Consider the following 9,358-nt stretch of genomic DNA (forward strand, 5'->3'; position numbering starts at 1 on the left):
CCTGGCTCCGGCATGCGCGCCGGGCCCCGCCCCAGAGGACGGCATCCTTGAGCCGTCCGTCCTTGTGCCGGTCATCGTAGCCCCAGTCCCGAGATCGCCACACCCTGTCACCAAGATGTCACTGTGCACGAAGCGGAAACGTGAGGGGAGACCCAAAGGTTCCCCTCCCGGCCTCCGCCCGCGGCCCGCCCTCCGATCAGTTTCCGCGCATGTGCTGTTCCATGACCGTCAGCAGGTAATCGGGCTCGACCGGCTTGGTGACGTAGTCGGAGGCCCCGGAGTCGATGGCCTTCTCCCGGTCCCCCTTCATCGCCTTCGCCGTCAGCGCGATGATCGGCAGCCCCGCGAACTGCGGCATCCGCCGGATCGCCGAGGTCGTCGCGTACCCGTCCATCTCCGGCATCATGATGTCCATCAGCACGACCGACACGTCGTCGTTCTGCTCCAGGACCTCGATGCCCTCCCGGCCGTTCTCCGCGTACAGCACCGCCAGCCCGTGCTGCTCCAGCACGCTCGTCAGGGCGAACACGTTGCGCACGTCGTCGTCCACGATCAGCACTCGCTCACCGTGGAAGTCGTACGTCCGCGGCGGCGCCGGAAGCGGCTCCTCCACGTCCCACGCGTCGCCCTCGGACTGCCCCGGCACCTCGGTGCGCGGCAGCGGACCGGCCGACGGCTTGCGCCGGCGCCGGAACAGCGCAGAGGAGCCCTGACCGCTCGCCTCCGCCACCGGCAGCGCCTGCCGCTGCGGTGCCGCGCCCAGCGGCGACGGCAGCACCGCCGGGAGCGGCTGGACCGCCGGCGGCTCCTCCTCGGCCGCCCTGCGGTACTCCCCGCGCGCCCCGCCGGGCGTCGGCGGCGCGTACCCCTGCGGCGGCAGCTCGCTCGGGTGCAGCGGCAGGTACAGCGTGAAGGTCGACCCCCGGCCGGGCTCACTGGCCGCGTGGATCTCCCCGCCCAGCAGCCGGGCGATCTCCCGGCTGATGGACAGCCCCAGGCCCGTGCCGCCGTACTTGCGGCTGGTGGTGCCGTCCGCCTGCTTGAACGCCTCGAAGATCACCAGCATCTTGCTCGCCGCGATCCCGATCCCGGTGTCGGTCACGGAGAAGGCGATCAGGTCGGCGTCCGCGTCCCGCAGCGAACCCGCCTCCAGCAGCTGTTCCCGGATGGCCGTCGGCACATCGGAGCCGGCGGGCCGGATCACCAGCTCCACGGCCCCGTTGTCGGTGAACTTCACCGCGTTCGACAGGAGGTTGCGCAGCACCTGGAGCAGCCGCTGCTCGTCGGTGTGCAGGGTCGCGGGCAGCTCCGGGGAGACCCGTACCGAGAAGTCCAGCCCCTTCTCCGCGGTCAGCGGCCGGAAGGTGGCCTCCACGTAGTCCACGAGCTGGACCAGCGCGATCCGCGTCGGCGAGACGTCCATCTTGCCCGCCTCGACCTTCGACAGGTCGAGGATGTCGTTGATCAGCTGGAGCAGGTCCGAACCCGCACCGTGGATGGTCTCCGCGAACTCCACCTGCTTCGGCGAGAGGTTCTCGTCCGCGTTGTCGGCGAGCAGCTTGGCCAGGATCAGCAGCGAGTTCAGCGGGGTGCGCAGCTCGTGCGACATGTTCGCGAGGAACTCGCTCTTGTACCGCATCGAGACCGCGAGCTGCTCGGCGCGCTCCTCCAGGACCTGCCGGGCCTCCTCGATCTCGGTGTTCTTCACCTCGATGTCCCGGTTCTGCTGGGCCAGCAGCTCCGCCTTCTCCTCCAGCTCCGCGTTGGCCGCCTGGAGGGCCTTCTGCCGGTTCTCCAGCTCGTCGGAGCGCTCGCGCAGCTGCTCGGTCATCTCCTGCGACTGCTTGAGCAGCATCTCCGTCTTGGAGTTCACGGAGATGGTGTTGACGCTCGTACCGATCATCTCGGCGATCTGGCTCAGGAAGTCCTTCTGGATCTGCGTGAACCCCGTGAACGACGCCAGCTCGATGACGCCGAGGACCTTCCCCTCGAACAGCACCGGCAGCACGATCACGTGCGCCGGCGGCGCCTCCCCGAGCCCCGAGGAGATCTTCAGGTAGCCGGGCGGGGTGTTCTCGACGAGGATCGTCCGCTTCTCCTCGGCCACCGTGCCGATCAGCCCCTCGCCGGGCCGGAAGGAGATGGGCATCTGGCCGCCCGCGTACGCGTAGCTCCCGCGCATCCGCAGCTCGAACGAGCCCTCCGCGCCGCCGTCCGTCCCGATCTCGGAGGTCCCGCCGGCCGGGACGGCGAGGAAGAAGGCCCCGTGCTGCGCGGAGACCACCGGGGTCAGCTCGCTCATGATCAGCGAGGCCACGTCGTCCAGGTCCCGGCGGCCCTGCATCAGGGCCGAGATCCGGGCGAGGTTGCCCTTGAGCCAGTCCTGCTCCTTGTTGGCAAGGGTGGTGTCGCGCAGGTTGACGATCATCGTGTTGATGTTGTCCTGGAGCACCTGGATCTCGCCCGCGGCGTCCACGTCGACCTTCAGGCTGAGATCACCGCGGGTCACCGCGGTGGCCACGGCCGCGATGGCCCGCACCTGCCGGGTGAGGTTGCCGGCCATCTCGTTCACGGACTCGGTCAGGTCCCGCCAGGTGCCGTCCACGTCGCGCACCCGGGCCTGGCCGCCGAGGATGCCCTCGGTGCCCACCTCGCGCGCCACCCGTGTCACCTGGTCGGCGAAGGACGACAGCTGGTCGACCATCGTGTTGATGGTCGTCTTGAGCTCCAGGATCTCCCCGCGGGCATCGATGTCGATCTTCTTGGTCATGTCGCCCTTGGCGATGGCGGTCGTGACCATGGCGATCTGCCGCACCTGGCCGGTGAGGTTGGACGCCATGAAGTTCACCGAGTCGGTGAGGTCCTTCCACGTCCCCGAGACGCCCGGGACGTGCGCCTGGCCGCCGAGGCGGCCCTCCGTGCCCACCTCGCGGGCCACGCGCGTGACCTCGTCCGCGAAGGACGACAGGGTCTTCACCATCGTGTTGACGGTGTCGGCGAGCTGCGCGACCTCGCCCCGCGCCTCGACGGTGACCTTCTTCGTCAGGTCGCCGTTGGCGACGGCCGCCGAGACCTGGGCGATCCCGCGCACCTGCGCCGTCAGGTTCCCGGCCATCGTGTTGACGTTGTCGCTGAGGTCCTTCCAGATACCGGTGACCCCGCGCACCCGGGCCTGGCCGCCGAGGATGCCCTCGGTGCCCACCTCGCGCGCGACCCGCGTCACCTGCTCCGCGAAGGACGACAGCTGGTCGACCATCGTGTTCACGGTGGTGACCAGTTCGAGGATCTCGCCCTTGGCGTCCACCGTGATCTTCTTGGAGAGGTCGCCCATGGCCACGGCCGTGGTCACCTCGGCGATGTTGCGCACCTGCGACGTCAGGTTGTTCGCCATGAAGTTGACGGACTGGGTGAGGTCCTTCCAGGTGCCGGAGACGCCCTTGACCTCCGCCTGCCCGCCGAGGATGCCCTCCGTGCCCACCTCGCGCGCCACCCGGGTCACCTGCTCCGCGAAGTTCGACAGCTGGTCGACCATCGTGTTGAGGGTGTTCTTCAGCTCCAGGATCTCGCCCCGGGCGTCCACGTCGATCTTCTGCGACAGGTCACCGCGCGCCACCGCCGTCGCGACCTGCGCGATGTTGCGCACCTGCGAAGTCAGGTTCCCGGCCATGCCGTTCACCGAATCCGTCAGGTCCCGCCACACCCCGGCCACGCCGGGCACCTGCGCCTGACCGCCGAGCCGGCCCTCGGTGCCCACGTCCCGGGCGACCCGGGTCACCTGCTCCGCGAAGGCGGAGAGCTGGTCGACCATCGTGTTGATGGTGTTCTTCAGCTCCAGGATCTCGCCCCGGGCGTCCACGTCGATCTTCTGCGACAGGTCACCGCGCGCCACCGCCGTCGTCACCTGGGCGATCTGGCGCACCTGCGAAGTCAGGTTCCCGGCCATGAAGTTGACGGAGTCGGTGAGCTCCTTCCAGGTGCCGGAGACCCCTTCCACCCGGGCCTGACCGCCGAGCCGTCCCTCCGTGCCCACGTCCCGCGCCATCCGCGTGACCTGGTCCGCGAACGAGGACAGCTGGTCCACCATCGTGTTCACGGTGTTCTTCAGCTGGAGCATCTCGCCGGAGACGTCCACCGTGACCTTCTGCGACAGGTCGCCGTTGGCCACCGCCGTGGTCACTTGGGCGATGTTGCGGACCTGCCCGGTGAGGTTGCGGAAGGCCGTGTTCACCGAGTCGGTGAGGTCCTTCCAGGTACCCGCCGCCCCCGGCACCTGCGCCTGGCCGCCCAGCTCGCCCTCGACACCGACCTCACGGGCCACGCGCGTCACTTCCGCACCGAAGGACTGGAGCTGGTCCACCATCGTGTTGACGGTGTTCTTCAGCTCCAGCATCTCGCCGGCCACGTCGACCGTGACCTTCTGCGACAGGTCGCCGTTGGCCACCGCGGTCGTCACCTGGGCGATGTCCCGCACCTGCGTGGTGAGGTTGCGGAAGACCGTGTTCACCGAGTCGGTGAGGTCCTTCCAGGTACCCGCCGCCCCCGGCACCTGCGCCTGGCCGCCGAGGAGCCCCTTCGCACCGACCTCGCTGGCCACGCGCGTGACCTCGTCCGCGAAGGTCCGCAGCGTCTCCGTCATCTGATTGATCGTTTCGGCCAGCTGCGCCACCTCGCCGCGCGCGCTGACCCGCACCTTCTGCGACAGGTCGCCGTTCGCCACGGCCGTCGTCACCTGCGCGATCCCGCGCACCTGCGCCGTCAGGTTCCCGGCCATCGTGTTGACGGAGTCGGTCAGGTCCTTCCAGACGCCCGCGACCCCGGGCACCTTCGCCTGACCGCCCAGCTCGCCCTCGGTGCCCACCTCGCGGGCGACGCGCGTCACCTCGGAGGAGAACGAGGACAGCTGGTCCACCATCGTGTTCACGGTGTTCTTCAGCTGGAGCATCTCGCCGGCCACGTGGACCGTGACCTTGCGCGAGAGATCGCCCTTGGCGACCGCCGTCGTGACGAGGGCGATGTCACGCACCTGAGCGGTGAGCCGGTACGCCATCGTGTTGACGGAGTCGGTCAGGTCCTTCCAAGAACCGGACATTCCACGCACCTGGGCCTGACCGCCCAGCTTGCCCTCCGTACCGACCTCCAGCGCCACCCGCGTCACCTCGTCGGTGAACGCCGACAGCTGGTCGACCAGGTTGTTGACCGTGCGCCCGACCTTCAGGAACTCCCCGCGCAGCGGATGCCCCACCCCGTCCGGGGCCTGCGTCCGCAGGTCCATCCGCTGGTCCAGGTCGCCCTCGGCCACCGCCGACAGCACCCGGCCCACCTCGGACACCGGCCGCGCGAGATCGTCCACCAGCTGGTTCGACGCGTCGATCGCGGCCGCCCAGGAGCCCTCGCAGGCCCCCGTCTCCAGCCGCTCGCTCAGCTTGCCCTCACGGCCCACCATCCGCCGGACCCGGGAAAGCTCACCGGTCAGGTGCAGATTGCGGTCGGCGACCTCGTTGTAGACGGCGGCGATCTCCGCCATCACGCCCTCGCCGGACACCGTCAGCCGCTTGCGGAAGTTCCCGTCCCGCATCGACACCAGGGCCGTGAGCAGACGGTTCAGAGCGGCGGTGTCGACTTCCGTGGTCCCGTTCCGCCGGGACCGCCCGCCCTTGGGCCGCGTTCCCGTACGCCGCACCGCTGCGCTGGACTCCACCGTGTCCCTCCCGAAAGGGTCGACCTCTGTTCCACCGGACACCGGCTGTCCAAGAGCCGGCTCTCCAAGCCTGCCCAGTGTTTCACCCTGGCCGAACCCGGCGATAACACTTCGGCACCATCGCACACCGGCCGCACCCCGCGGGTGGAATCCGGTACGACGGCCTCATGGCGACCGCGAAGGTAAGTAACCTGGCATCCGATGTTCAACCGCGTCGAAGGAGACTCGTGATCACGGCACGGGCGGCTGCCAGTTTCGACCCTCAAGGGCGGTCGGTCGCCGCCGCCCGCGCGTTCGTGCGCGACACGCTGCAGGGCTGGGGCTTCGCGGACATCGTCGACGACGCGGTCGTGCTGACCAGCGAGCTCGTCACCAACGCCGTGGTGCACGCCGGAACCAGGGCCGAGGTCCTGTGCCTGCGCGCCGAGGACGGCGTACGCGTCGAGGTCGCCGACCGCTACCCCGAGCGCGAGCTGCCCCTGCGGCACCCCGGCGAGCGCCCGTACGCCGATCCCGACCGCGAGAGCGGCCGCGGCCTGATGCTCTGCGCCGCCCTCGCCACCCGCTGGGGCGTCGAGTACACCGCCACCCACAAACACGTGTGGTTCCGCCTCGACCTCCCGGACCGGCCGGTCGGTACCCGCTCCGCGGGCCCCGTCGTACCGGACCAGTTCCTGCCCCTGGCCGAGAGCCGGGTCCGCGTCGCCGTCCTCCAGATCGACGGCACCGACTCCATCTCCGCCTGGAACGAGGACGCCGAGCACATCTTCGGCCACCCCGCGGAGAAGGCCGTCGGCCGCCCCCTCGCCGAGATCGCCGCCTGGCCCCAGACCCCGGGCACCGGCACCGGCGTCGCCGAGGCCCTGCGCCTGTCCCGCTGGGAGGGCAGCTACGGCATCCGCGGCGCCGACGGCCGCGTCATCCCCGTCTACGCCTCCCACCTGCGGGTCCGCGACGCCCACGGCGAGCCCTCCATCGTCTGCCTCCTCGTCCACGACGACGAGCGGGCCCTGCTCCAGACCCCCGTACGCGTCCCCAGCTCCGACGGCCAGCACAGCGAGCCCCGCCCCACCGACCCCTTCGAGGTCTTCATCGGCTCCCCCGCCCCCGACGACCTCGACGGGCTGCTCCAGCGCACCGTCGAGCGGGCCCGCGACATGCTCGACGCCGACGCCGCCTTCCTGCTGCTGGCCACCGACGACGAAACCGAGCTGGAGGTCCGCGCGACCACCGGCCTGCCCTCGACCCGGCAGCGTTTCGCCCGCGTCCCCGTCGAGGCCGGCACCAGCCGCTACGGATCGGCCCGCCTGCCCGCCGTCCACGACGACCTCGCCGTCGTCCCCGGAGCCGTACCGCTCCTGGAGTCCACCGGCATGCGCTCCGTCGTCACCGTCCCCCTCAAGGTCGAGGGCCGCCTCACCGGCTCCCTCGGCGTCGCCGCCGAGGGCCCGGGCCGCTACACCAACGAGGAGGCCCTGCGTCTCCAGTTCGCCGCGGACCGTATCGCCCTCGCCGTCGAATCCGCCCGCCTGGGCGAGCTGGAACGGCTGCGCCGCGGCTCCCTGTCCTTCCTCGTCGAGGCCTCCGACCTGCTCGCCGGGACCCTCGACCGGGACCAGACCCTGGCCCTCATGGCCCAGATGACCGTCCCCACGCTCGCCACCTGGTGCGCCGTCTACACCATCGCCGACCAGGCCTCGGACCCCTACCTCGCCTACGTCCTGCACGAGGACGAGGAGCGCATCGACGGCCTCAAGGCCCTCCTGTCCCGCGTCGAACCGCCCGAACCGGTCCGCGAGGCCGGTGCCCGCCCCTGGCCGGCGACGGCCGCCGCGGTCGGCGGCGAGACGGTCGTACTGCCCCTCCTCGCCCGCAACCGGGTGATCGGCATGCTCACGCTCGGCAAGCCCAGCGAGGAGCACTTCCGCCGGGAGATCCTCGAACTCGCCGACGACCTCTCCCGCCGCGCGGCCCTGGCCCTGGACAACGCACGCCTCTACTCCGAGCGCACCGCCATCAGCCGCTCCCTCCAGCGCAGCCTCCTGCCGCCCGGCTCCCCCGCCATCCCCGGCATGGAGGTCGAGGTCATCTACCGCGCCGCCGGCGAGGGCAACGAGGTGGGCGGCGACTTCTACGACGTCTTCCCGATCCGCGACGGCGCCTACGGCTTCGCCATCGGCGACGTCTGCGGTACGGGCCCGGAGGCGGCCGCCGTCACCGGCCTGGCCCGCCACGCCCTGCGCCTCCTGGCCCGCGAGGGCCTGGGCGGGCCGGCGGTGCTGGAGCGGCTCAACGCGGCCATCCTCGACGAGGGCGCCCGCAGCCGCTTCCTGACCCTCCTCTACGGGGAGCTCCACCCGCAGCCCGACGGCGGCGCCCTGATGAAGGTCGTCTGCGCGGGCCACCCGCTGCCGCTGCGGCTGCGCCCGGACGGCGAGGTCACGCCGGCCGCGGAGCCGCAGCCGCTGCTCGGCGTGATCGACGACCTCGACCTCTACGAACAGACCATGACCCTCGACCCGGGCGACGTCCTGCTCTGCGTCACGGACGGCGTCACCGAACGCCGTGAGGGCACCCGGATGCTCGGCGACGACGGCCTCGCGGAGGTCCTCACCACCTGCACCGGCCTCACGGCGGGCGCGGTCGCCTCCCGGGTCCTGCGCGCGGTCGAGCGCTTCGCCGCCGAACCGGCCTCGGACGACATGGCCATCCTGGCCTTCCGGGTCCCCCAGCAGCGCGAAGGCTCCTGACCCCTGCCCTACGGCTTCCGGGTGAGGGTCAGGCCGAGGACGTCGCGTACGTAGTTCTCGACGAACCCGGGCAGCCACACCTCCGCCGCCATCTCCTCGAACACCTTCACGACGCGCGCGTCGGGCTCGTCGGTGAGCAGGACGATCCGCCAGGTGTTGGTGGGCCGCTCTGCCGTACCGGCGACGCCGTGCTGTACGTGGAAGAGCGGCTGTCCCGTCCCGGCCGCCGCCGGGCCTTCCGGGGTTTCCGGGAGATCGGCGCGGCCGAGGAAGGTGACCAGCTTCTGCCGGTGGTCGAGGTAGACCTCCTCCAGCACGAGCCCGTATTCGTCGGGACTCACCCAGATCCGCTGGTCCGACCGGCGTACGAACACGTCGCCGAGCTCCCCGCCCTCCCGTCCGGGGACCCACGCGGCCGCGGAGCCGGCCCGTACGACGTAGGGGATGAAGGCGGCAGGATCGCCGGCCTTGCGTACCTCCATGTCCCAGAGCATGTCCGCGGTGAAGGCGAGCGGCTCGTCTGTCTCGTACCGCTCCGAGAGGACGGCGTTCACGTCGACCGGCGGAAGCTCGGCACGCGTGTGCCGCACGTCGTTCCACGCGCTCTCGAATTCGGCCTGGGCCGCCTTGTTCTCCAGCATTTCCGTTCTCTTCCCGTTCGCGGACTGTCGCGCCGCGGACGAGCCTAGAACGCAAAAAAGGCCCCCGCCTGGTGGCGGGGGCCTCTTTGTCAAGTCAGAGCCCTTTAACGGAATCGAACCGTTGACCTTCTCCTTACCATGGAGACGCTCTACCGACTGAGCTAAAAGGGCGGGTTGTTCGGCGGCGTCCTACTCTCCCACAGGGTCCCCCCTGCAGTACCATCGGCGCTGAAAGGCTTAGCTTCCGGGTTCGGAATGTAACCGGGCGT

The 9,358-nt window shown here is 70.6% G+C and carries 3 protein-coding genes, 1 tRNA gene and 1 rRNA gene; 1 reads left to right on the plus strand and 4 read right to left on the minus strand.

From position 1 onward, the window contains the following. Positions 1-196: 196 nt before the first annotated feature. Positions 197-5,680, minus strand: coding sequence for a HAMP domain-containing protein (locus tag ACZ597_RS20675; RefSeq protein ID WP_471332055.1), 5,484 nt, complete (start codon positions 5,678-5,680; stop codon positions 197-199). A 185-nt stretch (positions 5,681-5,865) separates the two neighbouring features. Between ACZ597_RS20675 and ACZ597_RS20680 the strand changes: the two genes are divergently transcribed. Continuing rightward, positions 5,866-8,448 (plus strand): SpoIIE family protein phosphatase, encoded by a 2,583-nt coding sequence (locus tag ACZ597_RS20680; RefSeq protein ID WP_471332013.1) that lies wholly within the window; start codon positions 5,866-5,868, stop codon positions 8,446-8,448. Between the two features lie 8 nt (positions 8,449-8,456). On the opposite strand, the gene ACZ597_RS20685 is transcribed toward ACZ597_RS20680, so the two are convergent. The 3 genes from ACZ597_RS20685 to rrf all read right to left on the minus strand — a co-directional run. Next, a complete protein-coding gene (locus tag ACZ597_RS20685) occupies positions 8,457-9,089 on the minus strand; it encodes a hypothetical protein (RefSeq protein WP_471332016.1) in 633 nt (210 codons plus the stop codon). 98 nt (positions 9,090-9,187) lie between these two features. Then, positions 9,188-9,260: transfer RNA gene (locus ACZ597_RS20690), tRNA-Thr, on the minus strand. Between the two features lie 5 nt (positions 9,261-9,265). Beyond that, a 5S ribosomal RNA gene (gene rrf, locus ACZ597_RS20695) occupies positions 9,266-9,358 on the minus strand; the annotation flags it as partial.

It is taken from the genome of Streptomyces sp. NPDC040718, assembly GCF_055593565.1.

What these genes read in the sequence shown, in the direction of transcription:
- ACZ597_RS20680 (WP_471332013.1), top strand. Translation starts at nt 5,866, where the DNA reads ATGGCGACCGCGAAGGTAAGTAACCTGGCATCCGATGTTCAACCGCGT.
- ACZ597_RS20685 (WP_471332016.1), bottom strand. Translation starts at nt 9,089, where the DNA reads ATGCTGGAGAACAAGGCGGCCCAGGCCGAATTCGAGAGCGCGTGGAAC.